The following is an 18,807-nucleotide window of genomic DNA, read 5'->3' as shown; positions in this document are numbered from 1 at the left end:
GCCGGCCCTTCCAGCAGCCGCCCGCGGAAGGCCACGGCCGCCCGGCCCTCCGGTGCAACAGTTCGCCGCCGAGTCGCATCTGGGAGGTGACAGACACGACGAAGGGCGAACGCAGGTGGAAGCAGATCCGCGGTTCGCGGGGTTCGTCGCCGAGCGTGGCGAGGCGCTGTTGCGCTATGGCTACGTGCTGGCCGGGAACCACCACGACGCGGCCGACCTGGTGCAGGAGGCGCTGCTCAGGTTGCGCGCCTCCTGGCCGAGGTTGAGGGCCAAGGACAATCCCGAGAGTTACGTGCGCACGACCATGGCCAGGTTGCACACGGCCACCTGGCGGCTGCGGCGGCGCGAGCTGCTCGCCTGGGACCTGCCGGAGCAGGGCCACCACGACGTGCTGCCCGACGGCGACGAGCAGGCGATGTGGCAGGCGTTGGCGGGGCTGCCGCGCAGGCAGCGGGCGGTGCTGGTGCTCCGGCACTACGAAGGGCTGAGCGACGCCGAGATCGCGAAGACCCTGGGGATCTCCCGGGGGACCGTACGCAGCCAGGCCTCGCGAGGGCTCGACAAGCTGCGCTCGGCCATACCGGCGGGCGGTCCCGGCATTCCTGAAAGCACCAGGCGGGAGTACGAGGAGCGGCGATGAACCACCACGTCGAGGACACATTGCGCAGGACCTTGGAGAGCGCCGCGGAGAAGGCGCCCGAGTTGCCGGGCACGCTGGCGGGAGAGCTGGACATCCGCTACCGGCGGCGCAGGCAGCGCTCCCAGGCATTGCTCGCGGCGGCGGGCGTGGTCGTGGTGACCATGGGGGTCGCCGTGGGCCTGCGTCCGGGCGGCGACGGGACGACACCTCCCGCCGTCCACTCCTCCTCCACCCCCTCCGCCTCGGCCATCACCGCCGAACCGGTGGAGAAGGTATGGCCACAGGCCGTGTGGAAGGTACCCGCCAAGGCGCCGGACGGCCGGGAGCTGCGGCCGGTGGGGTTGATCGACGACCGGACGCTGCTGATGCAGGCATGGCGCGAGTTCGGCAGGACCGAGGCTCTGTACGTGTACAACAAGGCGGGTGGCGAGCCACGGAAGATCGTGGACGTGCCCGCGCCGAAGGGGACGACGCGGTACGCCTCCGACTTCAGCCTGGACGGCGGGCAGGTGGCCTGGTGGACGGCGACGAAGCACGCCGTGCGCATCTGGTCCGCGCCGCCGGACGACGGCGCGGCGCGGACGGTGGCCGTCCACAAGATCAAGGACGCCGACGCCTCCGGCGTGGACGGCTTCGGCGCGACCGGCGGCAACGCCGTGTTCTCCCTGTCGACCGGCGGGGTGTTCACCGTTCCGCTGACCGGGGGGCCGGTGACGGCGGTCCCGCGCGGTGCCGGACTGCACCTGCTGTCCTGGCCGTGGGCGGGAACACCGGACAGAAGCGACCCGATGGCCGGGCCGCCGTTCACCCGGCTGGTCAACCTGGAGACCGGGCAGACCAGCACGGCCGTCTCCCACGAGGGCGAGCGGGTGTACGCCTGCGGCGTGCGGTCCTGCATGGGCACCACCGCCGACGGCAAGGGCTTCACCAGGGGCCGCGACGGCTCGCGCCAGAAGAGGATCCCGGTCGGCTACCTCATCCCGGAACCACCGGTACAGAGCCGATTCTACGTCCGCGACCTGGCCGAGAACGGCGGCGGACTCGGCCTCTACGACGTCACCAGAGGCAAACTCGCCGACACGGGCATCCGCGATGAGGTGGCCACCCGCGGCGAGATCCCCGTCCCCGACCGCACCGGCCGCCTGATGACCTACCGCCTTGAGAACACCTACTACGTAATAGACCTCTCCAAGATCCCCTGACCGGTCGGCGGTGGCGCCACCGCCGACCGTTCCTGTCGTCGTCCGGCAGGCGATCAGGACTTGAAGGCAGGGCCCCACGCATGCCAGTTGTCGACCGATGCTACCGGCCGCGAGCTTCGCGCTCCGCGAACCGCGACCACGACCGTCACCGTCACCGTCACCGTCACTCAAGCGTGCTTTCGGCGCACCATCTCGGTGATCCAGATGGGCGCGAACGGAGACGTGCAGCCCGGAGGGGTCGGATAGTCCTTGAGCACCTCCAGGCGCTCACCGATGTCGATGGCACGGGCGCGGTGCTCGGCGTGCTCGATCCCGATCTGAGCCAGGCAGTGGTTCATCTCCCACTGCAGGCGATACGGGGCGTCTTTCATCTCCGCCTCGATGATGTCGAGTAGCCCGCCGAGGTCGAGGTCCTCGGGCCTCCTCGTCACGCGTTCGGCGGTCAGCGCCCAGCCGGCACTCGCGACCACCGCGTCCGGATCGGCGAACCAGGCCAGGCGCAGTTCCTCGGAGTGCGGGTTCTTCTTCACCACGTAGTTCACGAGCCAGTCGCGCACCTTGGGCGCGTGCGCCTCGCGCACCATGACGTCCAACTCGTCACGCCGGAACGCCTTCGGGCGGCAGATCAGGATCGCGAGCAGTCTCGCCGCGGTGTCATCGGTCTCCCAGAGCCGGCACGCGAGTTCCTGCTGCACCTTCAGCCGCTTCGCGAGCGCGCGCAGCTTGCCGAGGTTCACTCCGTGATCGTCACCGCGTCTCTCGTTCACCTCGCGTATCTTCGGGTCCTCGAGCTCGGCCAACTCGGCCAACACCTCGGCCACCCTCGTCTCACTCAGCGTCGTGTCGGCCACCGCGGCTCCTGTCCATCACCGGCGAGTTCACCCTACGCAGGAAGTCCGCCTCCTGTCAGTGCATACCGGTTCACCGGCGACCGCCCCGCCTGGGTGACCGGGTCGCGGGGGGGTGAGACAGTGACGGCATGTCTCACGGGGCGGAATCCACGGTGTGTCTCACGTTCGACTTCGATGCGATCTCCTCATGGTTGGCGCGTGGGCAGGCGTCGCCTGGGCCGGTCTCGCGCGGGGAGTTCGGGGCGCACGCAGTGCCCCGCATCCTCAAGATGCTGCGCGAACGCGCGATCACCGCCACGTTCTTCATACCGGGGCACACCGTCGAGACCTATCCCGAGCAGTGCGCCGCGATCGCTGAGGCGGGGCACGAGATCGGTCTGCACGGCTACCTCCACGAACCGGTCTCGAAGCTGGACCCCGAGACGGAGCTCGCGACGGTGCGCCGGGCCCGTGACGCGATCCGCGAGGTGACCGGCTATGAGGCCGTGGGGAACCGCACTCCGAGCTGGGACTTCACCACCTCGACCGTCGACGTGCTGCTGGAGGTGGGCTGCGAGTACGACTCCAGCCTCATGGCGGCCGATCACACCCCGTACTACGCGCGGCGCGGGGACGTGGCCGCCACCGACGGCCCCTACCGGTTCGGCCCGCCCACCTCGCTGGTCGAACTGCCGGTGGCGTGGTCCCTGGACGACTACCCCTACTTCGAGTTCCGGTCGACCGACAGCGGGATTCTCCCCGGGTTGCGCAGGCCGGACGACGTCTTCGCGAACTTCCTCGACGACATCGACTACATGCTGCGCGAGGCGCCCGGCGGGGTGTGCGTGCTCACCTTCCACCCACAGGTGATCGGCCGTGGCCATCGCATGCTGGGTTTGGAACGCCTGCTGGACGCCTGCCTTGAGCGGCCGCTGGCGTTCCGCACGTGCCTGGAGACGGCCCGCGCGTTCAGGTCGGCGACGGGAGGAGGGCCGGAAGAGGCCACGTGAGGGCCGGAACAGGGCGGCTCGTGATTGCCCGCTGGACGGGACATCGTCTGCCGCCGTGCGACGGTCCATCTCGCTTTCCGCCCAGGCCGCGAAGCGGTCAGATGCCGCGCATGCGGAGGACGTGGAGGGCGAGGGTGAGGTTGAGGCGAAGATGGGGGTCTTCGGTGAAGTTGCCCAGCATGCGTTCGAGTTTGCCGATGCGGTAGCGCAGGGTGTTGTAGTGGAAGTGCAGGCGGCGGGCGGTCTCGGCGACGTTGAGGTTGGTCTCCAGGAGCACCTGCAGCGTGCGGCGCAGGTCGGCGTTCTCGGCGTCGTCGTCGGAGGCGAGCGGGCCGAGGGTCTCCTTGACGAAGGCATGCAGCTCGGCGGTGTCGTTGACCAGTGAGAGAAGCCGGTAGACGCCGAGCTGGTCGAAGTGGGCGACCGCGCCCGGCCCATGGAGCTGGCGGCCGACGCGCGCCGCCTTGAGCGCCTGGCCGTAGGCGTCGGGCAGCGAGTCGGCGCCCTGGGCGACCCTGCTCATGCCGGTGGAGAAGGTCGCGGGCCGGCAGTCGGCGAAGGACGCCACGGCGTCCTTCGCCAGGCGCGCCATGTCGACGCCCGAGCCGACGACGGCGACGACCTCGTGGGAGAAACCGGCCACGGCCCCGTTCGCGTCGTGGCGGCGCAGCGCGGTGACCCAGGCGGCGAGCAGCCGGTCGGGCGGGATGTCCCACTCGGGGTCGATCTCGGCGACGAGCACGCCGACGGGCCGTTCGAGGTCCCATCCGAACGCCCGGGCGCGGGCGGCGATGCGCGGCCCGCCGCGGCCGGTGAGGACGTCGCGCAGGAAGTCGGCCCGATACTTGCTCTCGACGGCGGTGACGGCCTCCTGGCGGGTGACGACCAGGGCGGCGACCGTGGCCGCGCGCTCGAGGATGCCGATGTCGCCGTCGCGCAGGACCCCGGTGGGGCTGTGGGCGACGATGCGCCCGTGGTGGTGGCCGCCCGCGACGACGGGGACGACGGTGTGGTCGCCGCCGGACACCGCGGGCGCGGCGCGCAGCGCGGCCTCGTCCCCCGCCGCCGACAAGATGTGCCCGGAGGGATCGACCACGGCCACGGCCACGTCGAGCAGCCCGGCGACCTCGGCGACGACCTCGCTCAGCCCGCCGCCGGCGAGCACGATCTGCACGAGGGCCTTGTGCGCCTCCTCGGTGCGGGCGAGCAGCGCGGCCTGGCGGTTGAGGATGTCGGTGAGGACCTGGTTGAGGATGTCGTCGAAGCCGACGTCGTTGGGCAGCAGGATGAGCGGGAAGCCGAGCCGGTCGGCCTGCTCCACCATCTCGGCGGGCAGTTCGTCGACGTACCGGCCGAGCTTGATGCCGAGCGCCGCCAGGCCGCGCTCGTCGAGGTCGGCCACGAGCCTGCCGAGCGACTGAGGGGTGTTGCGCAGCGGGTATCCGGTGGTGAGCAGCAGTTCATGGGGTTTGACCCAGGCCAGGATGTCGGGGACCTCCATGACGTTGAGCCGTTGCACGATGCGGTCCAGGCCCTTTTCGCCGCCGATCAGGCGGGCTCCGGCCAGGGTGGAGACGCCGAGCACCTCTCCCACGGAGATGCCGTGAATGATGGTGCCCGTGGAGGCCGAACGCATCGCCGGGGGTGATGGGTCAGCAGTCATGGTCATGCTCCAGGGTGAAACGCCTTTTCAGTGATTCTGACGGAACACTTCTCCTGTCAACAAGAGCCAACTACAAGCGGAAGTGTTGTCAGCTTTCTCCGTACGTCGGGCTTCGGGACCGTTCTACGTTCTCCCCAGACTCGCGGGGAGGCCGAGTAGTGACAGTGGGGACGCGCACATCGATCCGACACCGCCCGCCGGCGCCGTCCACGGTGTTCGGGGCGGCGAGCACGGCGTTGCGCCCTGCGCTGGAGTCGCCGCGGCGGCCGGCCAGGGTGCTGGCGGCCTTCCCGCTCGGCCTCTACCTGGAGATCCGCACCGACATCGAGCCGCTGGTGGTGGCCGTCGTCGCCGGCGACGCCACCCGGCTGCCCAACGCCGTGGTGGTGGGCGACCCCTTACCCGCGGTCTCCGGCGGCGACGAGGCCGCCGTGGGCGACGGCTGCGTCGAGATCGGCCGCGTCACCGTGCACGTGCGCCGCTGGTGGGATCCGGCTCCCGCGCTCGGGCCCGTGGGCCTGGACCGGGTGGCGGCGGCGCTGCCCGCGTTCGGCGAGGTGTGCCGGGCCGCGGGCAGGCAGCCCGGCCTCGATCCGGAGGGCGCGGGCGCCCTGCTGGCCGAAGGCTGCGCCTCGGGCTCGCTGCTGAGCGCCATCACGGCCGCCGAGCGCCTGATGGGACTCGGCCCTGGCCTGACGCCCAGCGGCGACGACATGCTCGCGGGCATGCTGGTCGCGCTGCGGCGCCTTGGCGGGGCGGCGGACGTGGAGCGGGCGGTGTGGCTGGCCGACTGGCTGGCGGCGACGGTGGCCTTCGACGCGCGCACGCGCACCACGCCGATCTCGGCGACCCTGCTGCACTGCGCCGCGCAGGGCCAGGCGTGCGCGGAGGCGCTCGCCGTGCTGCGCGCGGTGGCGGGCCACCAGTCGCTGGAGCCGGCGGTGCGCGGGCTGCTGCGGCTCGGCCACACCTCCGGGGCCGATCTGGCCTGGGGGCTGCGGGCCGGCATGGCGGCGGTGCTGCGCCTCGGGGGCGCGGCGCCGTACGCGGACGATTCACCACAGCGATAGACGAGCACCGGCCGGCGGCGGGCACGGCCGCGAGCGCCGGAACCGGCAGCCGGTCGGCGGTCGATCGGCCGGACGGCGGTCAGCCGGTCAGCGGTCAACCGGTCGTCAGTCGGCCGGCTGCGACATCGGCGCGGGGTCTGGACGACCGGACGACCACGTGCCACAGAGCCTGTCAGAAACCGTGTGAGAAAACGCCTGAGATGCGGTGAGTGAGCATTGAGAGTAGAGCGGACGTCATGCGAGGGGCGGTGAGCGACCGTTGACGACGAGCACCGATCGGGTCGAGGTGCGCGCCGGGCTCTATCACGACTCGGTGAGCCTGATGCGTGTCAGCCAGGCGCTGAGCTCGCGCCCGGGCGTCACCGTCGCCGTGGTGGCCATGGCCACCGGCCTGAACGTCGAACTGGCCAGGGACGCCGGCTTCGCGGTCCCCGCGGCCGGTCCCACCGACCTGCTGGTGGCCGTCCGCGCCGAGAGCGCGGACGCGCTGGAGGACGCCGCCGAGGAGCTCGACCGGCAGTTCGCCGCGCTCGCCAGGGGCGGGCGGGCGGCGGACGCGCCCGGTGAGAGCGCGCCACGCACCACACGTGCCGCGGCCCGGGCGTGGGACGCCTCGCTCGTGCTGGTGTCGGTCCCCGGCGAGCACGCCTTCGCCGAGGCCATGGACGCCGTCGAGGCCGGCCTGTCGGTCATGATCTTCAGCGACAACGTGCCCGTGGAGCAGGAGGTCCTGCTCAAACGCCGGGCGCGGGAGCGCGGCGTGCTGGTCATGGGCCCCGACTGCGGCACCGCCGTCGTCGGCGGCGCCGGGCTTGGCTTCGCCAACGTGCTGCGTCCCGGGCCGGTCGGCGTGGTGGCCGCGTCCGGCACCGGCGCCCAGCAGGTGACGTGCCTGCTCGACCACGCGGGCACGGGTGTGAGCCACGTCCTGGGGGTCGGCGGCAGAGACCTGTCCTCGGCGGTCGCCGGGGCCTCCACCCTGGCGGCGCTGTCCGCCCTGGACGCCGACCCCGCCACCGAGCTCATCGTGCTGATATCCAAGCCCCCGGCCCCCGAGGTGGCCGAGGTCGTGCGCCGGGCCGTCGACGGGCTGTCCACCCCGGTCGTCACCGCCCTGCTCGGCCCCGGCCAGGACGATCTGACCGCCGCCACCGAGAAGGCCCTGCGCGCCCTCGGCGTGCCGGTCCCCGAATGGCCCTGCTGGACCACGCCGCAGCAGGCCCGCGACGCCGGGCTGCGCGGGCTGTACTCCGGCGGCACCCTGTGCGCCGAGGCGGGCATCATCGCGGGCGACGGGACGTTCACCGACTTCGGCGACGACGAGTACACCCTGGGCCGCCCGCACCCGATGATCGACCCCACGGTGCGGCTGGAGGCGCTCGAACGGGCCTCCGGCGTCGTTCTGCTCGACGTGGTCCTCGGCCACGCCGCCGACCCCGACCCCTCGGCCCGGCTGGCCCCCGCGATCGCCCGGGCGGCCGGGCGGGGCGCGGCCGTGGTCGTGGCCCTGGTCGGCACCGGCTCCGATCCGCAGGGGCTGCACCGGCAGGCCGGTGCCCTGGTCGAGGCCGGGGCGTCGGTCTTCACCTCCAACGCGGCGGCCGCCCGGCACGCCGTGAGCCTGGCCAGGAGGGCACTGTGAGGCTGTCCATGCTCGACGGCGAGCCCCGGGTGATCACCGTGGGCGCCGCGGTGCTGGCCGAGTCGCTCGACCAGCAGGCCGTCCCGCGCCTCGGCGTCGACTGGCGGCCCCCGCTGCCGGGCACGTCGCAGGCCCTGGCGAAGGTCCTGGCCGACCCCCGCCGCGAGCGGGCGAACGAGGCCGCCGTCGGCCGGCTGCTGTCGGCCCGGCCCCGGCTGGTCGGGGTGCGCCCGGCCCGCGAGGTGCTCGACCTGCCGCCCCGCACGTTCCTGCACGCCGGGCCGCCCATCGAGTGGGAGCGCGCCTCGGGGCCGATGCGCGGCGCGCTCATCGGGGCCGCCGTCTTCGAGGGCCTGGCCGCGGACGCCGAGGAGGCCGAGCGCCTGCTGGTCTCGGGCGGCGTCCGGCTCGACCCCTGTCACCACCACCGCACCGTGGGCCCGATGGCGGGCGTGGTCAGCCCGTCGATGTGGATGTTCGAGGTCGTCGACGAGGAGCACGGCGGCACGGCCTACTGCTCGCTGAACGAGGGCCTCGGCAAGGTGCTGCGCTACGGCGCCTACGGGCCCGAGGTGGTCGAGCGGCTGCGCTGGATGGGCGAGGTCCTCGGCCCGGTGCTCGCGGCGGCTCTGGCGCTCACCGGCCCGGTCGACCTGCGCTCGCTCATCGCCCAGGCGCTGCAGATGGGCGACGAACTGCACAACCGCAACCGCGCCGCCACCTCCCTGTTCGCCCGCGAGCTCGCACCGTCGGTCGTGGACGCCTCACCCGCGCACGCCGCCTCGGTGCTGCGCTTCATCAACGGCAACGACCACTTCTTCCTCAACGCCGGCATGGCCGCCGGCAAGGTCAGCGCGGACGCGGCGCGCGGCGTCCCGGGGTCGTCGCTGGTGGTGGCCATGGCGCGCAACGGCACCGACTTCGGCATCCAGGTGTCCGGGCTGGGCGACCGGTGGTTCACCGGCCCCGCGGGGGTGCCGGACGGCCTCTACCTGGGCGCCTACGGGCCCGATGACGCCAACCCCGACATCGGCGACTCCACGATCACCGAGACCTCGGGCCTCGGCGGGTTCGCGATGGCCGCCGCTCCGGCGATCGTCCGCTTCGTCGGCGGGGACGTGTCGGACGCCGTCGCGGCGACCCGCTCGATGTACGAGATCACGCTGGCCGAGCATCCCGCCTACCAGATTCCCGGGCTCGGCTTCCGGGGCACGCCCACGGGCATCGACGTCGCCCTGGTGGCCCGCACCGGGCGGCTTCCGGTGGTCAACACCGGCATCGCGGGCCGCGTGGCGGGGACGGGGCAGGTCGGAGCGGGTCTGGTCACTCCGCCGGCCGAGGCGTTCACCAAGGCGCTGGCGGCCCTTGTAGAACTTTAAAGGAAGACCGAATTCCCATTGACCCTTCCTTGACCCTAATATCAGTGGCCAGTCTCACAGTCCAGATGATGCCGATGATCTTTACATGATCCATAACTGGGGATATGACGCGGACGAGCGTGAATTGGGGACCGCGGTATGACGACCGATGGCGCGGTCGGGAGGGCGCCCTCCATGGCCGAGGGTAAGAGCCCCCTGGGGGATGCCGGCGTCGCGCCGGAGGGGCAGGGGCGACTGGTGGGCCGGCGATACCGCCTGCTCTCGCCGGTCGGCCGCGGCGGCATGGGCATGGTGTGGCATGCCCATGACGTGCTGCTCGATCGCGACGTCGCGGTGAAGGAGCTGATCCTGCCATTCGGGCTGGACAGCGCGGGCAAGCAGGTCGCCCACCGGCGCATGCTGCGCGAGGCGCGCTCGGCCGCCCGGCTGAGCCATCCCGGCATCGTCACCGTCCACGACGTCGTCGAGGAGGACGGCCGTCCCTGGATCGTCATGGAGCTGGTGCGCGCCTGGTCGCTGGAGCAGGCCGTGCGCCAGAGCGGGCCGCTGCCGGTCGTCCAGGCCGCCGAGATCGGCATCCGCGTGCTCGACGCGCTGCGCCACGCGCACGCCGCCGGCATCCTGCACCGCGACGTCAAGCCGGGCAACGTGCTGCTGACCGCCGACCGCGTCGTGCTGACCGACTTCGGCATCGCCGCCATCGAGGGCGACGTCACGATCACGCAGACCGGCCTGCTCATGGGCTCGCCCGCCTACATCCCGCCGGAGCGGCTTCAGGGCCGCCCGATCACCCACGCGGCCGACCTGTGGTCGTTCGGCGCCACGCTGTACGCCGCCGTGGAGGGCCGCCCGCCGTACGAGGGGCCCGACGCGGTGGCGGTGCTCGGCGCCGTGCTGACCCAGGAGCCCAACCGCCCGCAGCGCGCCGGCGCGCTGCTGCCGGTCATCGAGGGGTTGCTGCGCAAGAACCCCGCCGACCGCATGCCCGCGGCGCAGGCCGCCGACCTGCTCGAAAGGGTGCTGCGCACCCACGGCTCCGGGCTGCCGCTGCGGGGCGGCGAGCGGCCGAGCGCCGTCCTGCCGGCGCAGAACGAGACCACGCCGGTGCACATGTTGCCCCCGCTGGACACCCCCTCCGGGCCGATGCCCTCGCGCATCATCGAGACTCCGTCCGGCCCGGTGCGCGTGCCCGTCGACCGCAACGCCGCGGCCCAGGCGGGCGACCGTCCCGACCTGATCCAGCCCGGCGGCACCGGCCCGCACAGCGCGCCCTACCCCGCCCGGCCCGGGTACGACGCGCTCGCGAGCCCGTCGGGCGGGCGGCCCAACCCCTACGACGCCCTGCGCAGCCCCTCCGGCGCGCAGCCGTTCGACCCGGGCAGGGACGCGACCGGCCCCCGGCCCAACCCGTACGACGCGCTGCGCAGCCCCTCGGGCCCGCAGCCCGACCCTTATGACGCTCTGAGAAGCGGCTCGGGCGCGCAGCCGGCGGGCCCTTACGACGCCTTGAGAAGCGGCTCCGGGTCGCAACCCGCAGGCCCATACGACGCGCTCAGAAGCGGTTCCGGGTCGCAACCGGCGGGGCCCTACGACGCGCTCGGGAGTGGTTCGGGGCCGCAGCCCGCCGATCGGTACGACGTCCTGCGCGGCGCCTCGGGGCCGCGGCCGGCCGACCCCTACGACGCGCTCAGGAGTCCGTCGGGCGCGCAGCCCGGCGGCTCGTACGACGCGCTGCGCAGCCCGTCCGGCCCCCAGACGGGGGCGCGTCCCGGCGGCCCCAAGCCCGACCTCTACGACGCGCTGAGAGGGCCTTCGGGGCCGCAGACGGGCGACGGGTACGACGCGCTGCGTCCCCCCGATCACCCGTCGGGGCCCTACGCCGCGCTGAGCGAGCTGTCCGGCGCCGACCCGGGCGAGGAGTCCCTGGTCGCGGGGACGCCGGGGTCGCGGGTCTGGCCGCCCAGCGCCTCGCCGAACCTGGCCGCCGAACTGGCGAAGGACCTCGCCGGCGGCGACCCGTTCCCCGGTCCCGGCGGCAGGCCCTCGGACGGGCGGCCGGAGGGCGGCTCGTACGGGCGCGGGCGCCGGGGCAGGCCCGAGAACGGCCAGGACGACGACGCCCGCGAGGGCCGCTCCCCCGTGCTGCTCGTGCTCGCGGGCATCGGGGTCATCGGCGTGGTGGCGGCGCTGCTGTTCGTGCTGTGGCCCGCCGGGTCCCCCTCCGACGACAACGTCGCGGCCCCGTTGGTGACCTCCGGCGGCGACACCGGCGCGGCCTCGCCGGCGCCGGTCGAGAGCGCCGACACCCTCGACGCCCCGGCGATCCCCGACGGGTACCGCACGCAGACCGCCGCCGGGGTGTCGGTGTCGATCCCCAAGGACTGGACGACGTCCGCCTCCGACGCGGCGGTGACCTACACCGGGCCGAAGAACACCGGGCGGCGCATCCAGATCAAGCGGGTCGCCCCGACCGGCGACGACGGCCTGGACCTGCTCACCAAGGCCAAGGACGAGGCCACGCTCACCGACTACGCCCAGACGCGGCTGGAGTCCTCCGCGCTCGGCGACGGCAAGTGGCAGGGCAGCGTCTGGGAGTACACCTACACGGCGCTCACCAACGTCACCACGCACGCGGTGACGCGGTACGTGGCGCTGGACGACAAGTCGGCCTACGAGGTGACCTTCACCGCCCCGGACGCCGAGTGGGACGAGCCGGACAACCGGCAGGCCATGTCCGTCCTGTGGAGCAGCTTCAAGCCCGCCGGCTGACCCCGGACTCCTGGGCTCCCGGCCGCACGACTCCGGGAGCCCACCAACGCCAGGCCCACGTCACGCACCGGCCGCACGCCCCGGGAGCCCGTCAATGGTGCGAGGGTCAGGCGCCGCCGGCCGGCGGGAGCGGGGTGAGCGGGATGGCGATCTCGTCCTCCAGCGGCGGCTGGATCTCCTGGGGGCGGCAGCCGGTCGCCGCGAAGCAGCGGATCTTCAGCACGCCGGCCTCGACGGACACGTGCAGGAAGCTCTTGAAGAACGGCGGGGTGTCCCAGTCGGACAGCTCGGAGAACCACCGGTGGAAGGTGCGTCCCACCGGCAGGCGGAACGGCATCGAACGGCCGCCGAGCAGCCTGGCGGCCCACTTCATCCGCGCCGTGATGGGCGGCACGGGTTCGGCCGCACCCACGCCACCGCCCGCCCCGCCGGCCGTGCTCGCGGCGTCCGCCGCGCGCCGCGCCGTGCCGCCGTCAGCCGCCGTAGCAGCGCCGCCGGTCATGCCTGCGCCGCTCGCCGTGCCCGCGTCCACGACCGTGCTCGCGCCGGTCGCCGGGGTGCCGGAGCCCGGGGGGACGGGGTCGCCGGCCGTGCCGTCGCCGGTGCCGACCGGGCGCGGGGGCAGGTTGCCGATCTGGTCGGACATCAGCACCAGGCCCTCGTCGGGCGTGAGGTACAGCCAGCGCATGCCGTACCGCTCGCTGTAGAGCTTGCTGTAGAACGACAGCGAATCACCGCGCAGCGGGTAGCACTTGAAGTCGTCCTCGTGCACGCCGCCGACGTCGACGCGCGGGATGGTGTGGGTGGCGTGCATGAACGCCCCTCCGCCACCGGCCACGATGTACTGGATGACACGGTCGCCGACGCGCACCGGGTAGCGCTGGTAGTTGTGGGTGTCCCCGCCGATCGCGGCCACGTAGTTGCAGGCCGGGTCGCGGACGATCTCGTCCACCGTGCCGCCGCCCTCGATCGGGCAGGGGTGGTGGTCGTTGCGGTCGTAGATCGGCTTGCCGGTGATCAGCACCTTGGGGCGGGGGTCGGCGGAGACCCGTCGCAGCCAGGCGCCCTGGTCGCGGTCGATGGTGCCGCGGATGCCGGTGTCGATGCCCACCAGCAACAGGCCCGGCAGGTCGATCACCCAGTACGGCCCGGGCTGCGTCGCACGCTGGCCGGGCAGGGAGCGACGGCGGCGCGCTTCGGCCAGGCGCGGCTCGTCGATGGTCTGCGGCCGCTTCCACAGCAGCCCGCGCAGGCCGGAGGGTGAGAAGGAGAACCCGCGGCGCTCGGCCTGGAGCGCCGGGGCGTCGCAGAACACCCGCATGAACCCGCCCAGCCCGTCGTACCAGTCGTGGTTGCCGGGAATCGCGTAGATGGGGCCGGGATAGTCCTTGTACGCGCGGAAGAACTTGTCGTCGTACTCGTTGCCCGATCCGGTGGGGTAGATCACGTCGCTGGCGATGACGGCGAACGACGTGCCCGCGCCGACGTTGAGCATGCCCGGGACGACGGCGTACTGCGAGGCGTCGCCCTCGCCGGTGTCGCCGAGCAGCAGGAAGCTGTAGTCGGGCCCGGGGTCGATCGCGATGCGGCGGTCGGGGTCGGCGCCCTGGCCGGCGCGGGAGGCCATCCACCGCCGGCGCACCTCGTTGGACGGGTCGCCGAACAGCTGGGCCAGGACCTCGTTGCGCGAGCGGATCAGCGTCGCGATCTTGAGCCAGGAGAACGACCTGGTGTCGGGACGCAACTCCTGGAACGTGCCGACCTCCTGGCAGGACCATCCGGCGCCCTCTTCGGAGACCCGGGACGACGCCCGCCTGCCGCGTTCGGCCGCCCGATCGACATCCACCATGTCCCCCATCTTTCCGGATCATGCTGGACGGCGCGGCGGAATCGCCGACCGGAATGGACCGGGACACAACGGGCCGCCGCAGAACGAGAGGCGCCCACGACCGGACCCGATCCGCCCCCGGCGAACCGGACGCCGGGCGGCCCCGGACCGCGGCGACCCGGGGGCCGGGCGGGAGGGGTGGGGGTCAGGGGATGAGGATGCCGGGGTTGAGGATGCCGGCCGGGTCCAGGCGTTGCTTGACGGCGCGCAGGATCTCCACCCCGAGCTCGCCGATCTCCTCCGCGTAGGCGGCGCGGTGGTCGGTGCCGACCCCGTGGTGGTGGGAGATGGTGCCGCCGGCCAGCACGATGGCCTCGTTGACCGCCCGCTTGGCGGTGGCCCACTGCCCCACCGGGTCGTCGTTCTGCGCGGCGACCACGGTGAAGTACAGCGAGGCGCCGGTCGCGTACACGTGGGACAGGTGGCACATCACCAGCGGAGCGGCGGCCTCGCCGGCGGGGTCGGCCGGGCCGAGGGCCACGCTGAGCACCAGCCGCACGGCGTCGTACAGCCGCGGGATGCCCGACCAGAAGCACGCCGTCTCCAGCGTCTCCACCGTCGCACCGGCCGACAGCAGCGCGTCGCGCAGGTACGGGGCGGCGAAACGGCCGTGCGCCCACGCCTCGCCCGGCTCGGGACCGAGGTAGACGCCGCCCAGCGACGACAGCGTGCCGGCGGTGCGCTCGCGGCGGTGGGCGACGTCGTCGTCCTCCCCCTCGTACCCCAGGATGGCCAGGCAGCCGGCGTCGGCCTGGACCCCGCCGATCTCGCCGGGCTTGGCCAGGCCCACCATGGTCTCGGTCTCGTCCGACAGGCGCAGCACGGTCGGCGTCGGCCCGTCCTGCGCCAGGCGCCGCAGCGCCGCCGTGCCGGCCTTGAACGAGGCGAACCGCCAGCCCTCGTACACCTTCGCGACCGGCGCCCGCCGCACCCGCAGCCGGAGCGAGGTGATGACCCCGAAGGCGCCCTCGGAGCCGAGGACGAGCTGGCGCAGGTCGGGCCCGGCGGCCGACTTCGGGGCGCGGCCGAACTCCAGCGTGCCGCGCGGGGTCGCGACGGTCACGCCGACCACCATGTCGTCGAACCGGCCGTACCCGGCGGAGGCCTGGCCGCTGGACCTGGCCGCCGCGAAGCCGCCGAGGGTGGCGTACTCGTAGGACTGCGGGAAGTGCCCGAGGGTGAGCCCGTGACCGGCCAGGAGCTGCTCGGCCTGCGGGGCGCGCAGGCCCGGCTCCAGCTCGGCGATCATGGACTCGGTGTCCACCGACACCAGGCGGTCGAGCCGGGCGAGGTCCAGGGCCACCACGCCGGCGAAGCCCCGGCGGTCGGCGGCGAGCCCGCCGACGACCGAGGTTCCCCCGCCGAACGGCACCACGGCGACCTGGTGGCGCTCGCAGACGCGCAGCACGTCCAGCACCTCTTCGTGCGAGCCGGGCAGCAGCACGGCGTCCGGGGCCTGCGACCCGTCGCCGGCGCGCATGCGCAGCAGGTCGGGGGTGGACTTGCCCCGCGTGTGGCGGATGCGCGTGTCGTCGTCGAAGCGCACGTGGTCGGCGCCGACGGCCTTGCGCAGGTCGGCCAGCACCAGCGGCGACAGGGCCACCGGCCCCAGCCTGACCTCGCCGAAGCTCGCCGGGGGCGCGGCCGGCTCGCGGACGCCGAGCAGCTCGCGCAGGAGCTTGCGGACGGACTGCGGCAGCTCGGCGGCCTTGGCGGGGTCGCCCCAGCCGGACCAGAGCATCGGTTCGGCTGCGGTCTTGGGAGTTTCCACGCCCTACACTGTGACACGCCCGGCCGTGGCATCCCGGCGGGCGCCCCTCTCGGAGGTGCCGCACCGTGACGATCTCCCCCGGCTCCCCCGGCTCCCCCCGCTCCGGCTCCCGGGGCTCCCGGCCCTGGTCTCCGTCCGCGGGTGTGGTCCCCGGTTCGTCGCTGAACGCGGCGCGGCGGGCGCGCGAGCTGGCCGAGGCGCGCGAGAGGGTCGTCGACCTGCTGGTCGTGGGGCTCGGCGCGACCGGCGCCGGGGTGGCTCTCGACGCGGCGTCCCGGGGGCTGTCGGTCGCGGCCATCGACGCCCACGATCTGGCGTTCGGCACCTCCCGGTGGAGCTCCAAGATGATCCACGGAGGGCTCCGCTACCTGGCCAAGGGGCAGGTGGGCGTGGCGTGGGAGAGCGCGGTCGAACGGGGGGCGCTGCTCGCGCGCACGGCCCCGCACCTGGTGCGCGCCCAGCCGTACCTGCTGCCGCTGACGCCGGAGGTCTCCCCCGCCCAGGCCGCGACCCTGATGACCGGGTACCGTCTCGGCGACCTGCTGCGGGCCTCGGCCGGAACCCCGCGCGCGCTGCTGCCCGGCCCCTCCACGGTGACCCCGGCCCGCGCCCGCGCCCTGTTCCCGGCGCTGCGCCCCGGGGGCCTGCGCGGCGGGCTCGCCTCGTTCGACGGCCGGGTGATCGATGACGCCCGGCTGGTGGTCGCCATCGCGCGCACGGCCGCCGCCCACGGCGCGCTCGTGCTCACTCGGTGCCGTGCCTTGTCGCTGCGCGGCGACGGCGCCGAGGTGCGCGACGAGCTGTCCGGCGAGGTCTTCGCGATCCGCGCGCGAAAGGTCGTCAACGCGGCGGGCGTGTGGGCCGGAGAGCTTTCCCCGTCGGTGCGGTTGCGGCCCTCCCGGGGGACGCACCTGGTGCTGCGTCCGGGCGTCCTCGGCGCGCCGCGGGCGAGTCTGCACGTGCCGATCCCGGGACGGGGCGCGCGGTTCGCGCTCGTGCTGCCCCAGGCCGACGGCCGGGTGTACGTGGGGCTGACCGACGAGCCGCTGGACGGGCCGGTCCCGGACGTCGCCGAGGCGCCCGAGGCCGACATCGCCTTCCTGCTGGACGTGCTGAACTCCGTCCTGGCGACGCCCGTGTCCCGCGGGGACGTGGCGGGCGCCTACGCGGGCCTGAGGCCGCTTCTGGGCGGCGATGGGCGCACGGCCGACCTCTCCCGAAGGCACGCGGTCGTCGCGGCTCCTGACGGCGTTCTGACCGTCGTCGGGGGCAAGCTGACCACCTACCGGCGCATGGCGCAGGACGCCGTCGACGCCGCGTTCCCAGACGCCCCGCCGAGCCCCACGGCGCGGCTGCCCCTCGTCGGTGCGCCATTGCCGGGCGGCGGCACGCCCGGCTTCGACGCCGCGGGCGGGCCGCCGCGGCGGCTGGTGGAGCGCTACGGGGCGGAGGCGGCGGCGGTGCACGCCCTGGCCGGGCGGGACCCGGCGTGGGCCGAGAGGCTGCCGCTCGGCGTGACCGTCGCCGAGCTGGTGTGGGCGGTGCGGCACGAGGGGGCGCTCGACGCCGGCGACCTGCTCGACCGGCGCACCCGCATCGGGCTGGTGGCGGACGACCGCGCCGCCGCCCTCCCCGCCGCCGAACGCGTCCTGCGCGACCACGCGGAGCGGACCGCCTCCGGCTGAGGCCCCCGGCGGGCCCCGGCCGGCCCCCGGCCGGGCGTCGCGCCCGAACGGCTTGCCGGGATGCCGGCTCGGGGTGTCAGGCGAGGATGCCGCGCGGAGGTGGCGGTTAACGCGTCGCGGCCCGCCCAGGCAAGCCGGCCGAGGAAATCGGTCCGTGATGAATCTCACACCGACAAAGCTGTATATGTCCTCCCGAATCGGACACCGGGCGTACCTGACCCCTCGCATGAAGGGTTCTACGCCGTTAGGTTAGTCTTACCTAAGTGATCGGGGAGGAAGCGTGACGACAGAGCGGGCACGGGGGTGTGACCACCCCGCGGGCTGCCATACGGGCGGGGTGCCGGTGCTCGCCAGCGCCACCACCGGCGCGCGGTTCTGGCTGCTCGTCGAGCATTCAGGTCCCTGGGCTTCCCATCTTCCCGACTGCGAGCTGCCCGAGGCGGTCCACGCGCTCATCCGGCGCGCGGCCGATCTGGGCGTGCGCGCCCAGCTCATCCGCCGTCCGCTGCACCGCCGCGCCGCTCCGGGCCCGGTCCACGTCATGGTCGCCGACAGCACGGCCGAGGTCCCGTGGCTGGCCGAGGGCCACTTCGACGACCCGAGCGATCTTGACCTGGGATCTCTTGTGCGCGGAGTGGTTCCGGAGTCCTGCATACTGGTGAAGGAGCCGGTGTTCCTGGTCTGCACGCATGCCAGGCGCAACGCGTGTTGTGCCCGCATTGGCCTTCCCATCGCGCGGGTTTTGGGTGAGAGCCAGCCGGGAAGAGTGTGGGAAACCACTCATGTGGGCGGCGATCGCTACGCCGCCAACCTCGTGTGCTTGCCACACGGGCTTTACTACGGCAGCATGTCTCAGGCTGCCGCGATCGCGGCGGCAAACGCGTACCGGCACGGCGAGATCGTTCTCGACCGTTTCCGGGGACGCGCGGGCATCCCTGAGCCATCGCAGGCCGCCGAGCATTTCGTCCGGGTACAAACGGGCGAGCTCTCGGTAGGCGGAGTGGCCGTGGAATCCACCAGGTCGGACGGTGACGTCACCGAGGCGATTGTGCGCCACGGGGACGTCCGGTTCCGGGTTGTGGTCGAGCGCGCGGCGTTCACGCCGTGCGGTACGGCGTGCGCCGACACGATCGCGACCTACAGGCTGGCGGCGCTGGAGCTTTTCCGGTGCGGCACGCCCGTTCTGACCTGAGGCTCCGACGGAGCCGGGAACACCGCGGCCTATCACGGCGTTGGAACGAGGGACGTCATATGCGTC

The 18,807-nt window shown here is 73.5% G+C and carries 13 protein-coding genes; 9 read left to right on the top strand and 4 right to left on the bottom strand.

The window, feature by feature from the left end; all coding sequences use genetic code 11:
* Nucleotides 1-115 precede the first annotated feature (115 nt).
* Nucleotides 116-640, top strand: a complete 525-nt coding sequence (locus ACWEN6_RS02830) for a SigE family RNA polymerase sigma factor (RefSeq protein ID WP_452568656.1) — start codon at nucleotides 116-118, stop codon at nucleotides 638-640.
* On the top strand, nucleotides 637-1,842 hold the full coding sequence (locus tag ACWEN6_RS02825; protein WP_452568655.1) for a hypothetical protein: 1,206 nt from the start codon (nucleotides 637-639) through the stop codon (nucleotides 1,840-1,842). Before ACWEN6_RS02830 ends, ACWEN6_RS02825 begins: the two co-directional genes overlap by 4 nt.
* 167 nt (nucleotides 1,843-2,009) lie before the next feature.
* Here the strand turns inward: ACWEN6_RS02825 and ACWEN6_RS02820 are convergent, their stop codons facing one another.
* Complete coding sequence (locus ACWEN6_RS02820) at nucleotides 2,010-2,678, bottom strand: DNA alkylation repair protein (protein WP_452568794.1); 669 nt, start codon at nucleotides 2,676-2,678, stop codon at nucleotides 2,010-2,012.
* Nucleotides 2,679-2,821: 143 nt separating this feature from the next.
* On the opposite strand from ACWEN6_RS02820, the gene ACWEN6_RS02815 reads away from it, so the two are divergent.
* Nucleotides 2,822-3,682: a polysaccharide deacetylase family protein gene (locus tag ACWEN6_RS02815; RefSeq protein WP_452568654.1), complete on the top strand. Its 861-nt coding sequence runs from the start codon at nucleotides 2,822-2,824 to the stop codon at nucleotides 3,680-3,682.
* Between the two features lie 97 nt (nucleotides 3,683-3,779).
* Here the strand turns inward: ACWEN6_RS02815 and ACWEN6_RS02810 are convergent, their stop codons facing one another.
* A complete protein-coding gene (locus ACWEN6_RS02810) occupies nucleotides 3,780-5,345 on the bottom strand; it encodes a PucR family transcriptional regulator (protein ID WP_452568653.1) in 1,566 nt (521 codons plus the stop codon).
* 164 nt (nucleotides 5,346-5,509) lie between these two features.
* Between ACWEN6_RS02810 and ACWEN6_RS02805 the strand changes: the two genes are divergently transcribed.
* The 4 genes from ACWEN6_RS02805 (at nucleotide 5,510) to ACWEN6_RS02790 (ending at nucleotide 12,205) form a co-directional block, all read left to right on the top strand.
* Nucleotides 5,510-6,415: a DUF2877 domain-containing protein gene (locus tag ACWEN6_RS02805; protein WP_452568652.1), complete on the top strand. Its 906-nt coding sequence runs from the start codon at nucleotides 5,510-5,512 to the stop codon at nucleotides 6,413-6,415.
* Between the two features lie 259 nt (nucleotides 6,416-6,674).
* Entirely contained in the window at nucleotides 6,675-8,057 is a 1,383-nt protein-coding gene (locus ACWEN6_RS02800; RefSeq protein WP_452568651.1) for an FdrA family protein, read from the top strand.
* Entirely contained in the window at nucleotides 8,054-9,436 is a 1,383-nt protein-coding gene (locus tag ACWEN6_RS02795; RefSeq protein ID WP_452568650.1) for a DUF1116 domain-containing protein, read from the top strand. The genes ACWEN6_RS02800 and ACWEN6_RS02795 overlap by 4 nt, the downstream gene beginning before the upstream one ends.
* A gap of 174 nt (nucleotides 9,437-9,610) precedes the next feature.
* Nucleotides 9,611-12,205 carry a protein kinase domain-containing protein gene (locus tag ACWEN6_RS02790; RefSeq protein WP_452568649.1) on the top strand — a complete coding sequence of 865 codons (2,595 nt, stop codon included), beginning with the start codon at nucleotides 9,611-9,613 and terminating at the stop codon, nucleotides 12,203-12,205.
* Nucleotides 12,206-12,311: 106 nt separating this feature from the next.
* Here ACWEN6_RS02790 and ACWEN6_RS02785 read toward each other — a convergent pair whose 3' ends face one another.
* Complete coding sequence (locus ACWEN6_RS02785) at nucleotides 12,312-14,054, bottom strand: metallophosphoesterase family protein (RefSeq protein WP_452568648.1); 1,743 nt, start codon at nucleotides 14,052-14,054, stop codon at nucleotides 12,312-12,314.
* A 184-nt stretch (nucleotides 14,055-14,238) separates the two neighbouring features.
* Complete coding sequence (locus tag ACWEN6_RS02780) at nucleotides 14,239-15,834, bottom strand: FAD-binding oxidoreductase (protein WP_452568793.1); 1,596 nt, start codon at nucleotides 15,832-15,834, stop codon at nucleotides 14,239-14,241.
* Between the two features lie 173 nt (nucleotides 15,835-16,007).
* On the opposite strand from ACWEN6_RS02780, the gene ACWEN6_RS02775 reads away from it, so the two are divergent.
* Together ACWEN6_RS02775 and ACWEN6_RS02770 are read left to right on the top strand one after the other, a co-directional pair.
* Nucleotides 16,008-17,549, top strand: a complete 1,542-nt coding sequence (locus tag ACWEN6_RS02775; RefSeq protein WP_452568792.1) for a glycerol-3-phosphate dehydrogenase/oxidase — start codon at nucleotides 16,008-16,010, stop codon at nucleotides 17,547-17,549.
* A 280-nt stretch (nucleotides 17,550-17,829) separates the two neighbouring features.
* Nucleotides 17,830-18,741: a sucrase ferredoxin gene (locus ACWEN6_RS02770; protein ID WP_452568647.1), complete on the top strand. Its 912-nt coding sequence runs from the start codon at nucleotides 17,830-17,832 to the stop codon at nucleotides 18,739-18,741.
* The last annotated feature ends 66 nt before the right edge of the window (nucleotides 18,742-18,807 follow it).

The sequence above is a fragment of the Sphaerisporangium sp. NPDC004334 genome (genome assembly GCF_053602655.1).
This window is presented reverse-complemented; position numbering and strand designations above follow the sequence as displayed.

What these genes read in the sequence shown, in the direction of transcription:
- ACWEN6_RS02790 (WP_452568649.1), top strand. Translation starts at nt 9,611, where the DNA reads ATGGCCGAGGGTAAGAGCCCCCTGGGGGATGCCGGCGTCGCGCCGGAG.
- ACWEN6_RS02785 (WP_452568648.1), bottom strand. Translation starts at nt 14,054, where the DNA reads ATGGTGGATGTCGATCGGGCGGCCGAACGCGGCAGGCGGGCGTCGTCC.
- ACWEN6_RS02815 (WP_452568654.1), top strand. Translation starts at nt 2,822, where the DNA reads ATGTCTCACGGGGCGGAATCCACGGTGTGTCTCACGTTCGACTTCGAT.
- ACWEN6_RS02810 (WP_452568653.1), bottom strand. Translation starts at nt 5,345, where the DNA reads ATGACTGCTGACCCATCACCCCCGGCGATGCGTTCGGCCTCCACGGGC.
- ACWEN6_RS02825 (WP_452568655.1), top strand. Translation starts at nt 637, where the DNA reads ATGAACCACCACGTCGAGGACACATTGCGCAGGACCTTGGAGAGCGCC.
- ACWEN6_RS02780 (WP_452568793.1), bottom strand. Translation starts at nt 15,834, where the DNA reads ATGCTCTGGTCCGGCTGGGGCGACCCCGCCAAGGCCGCCGAGCTGCCG.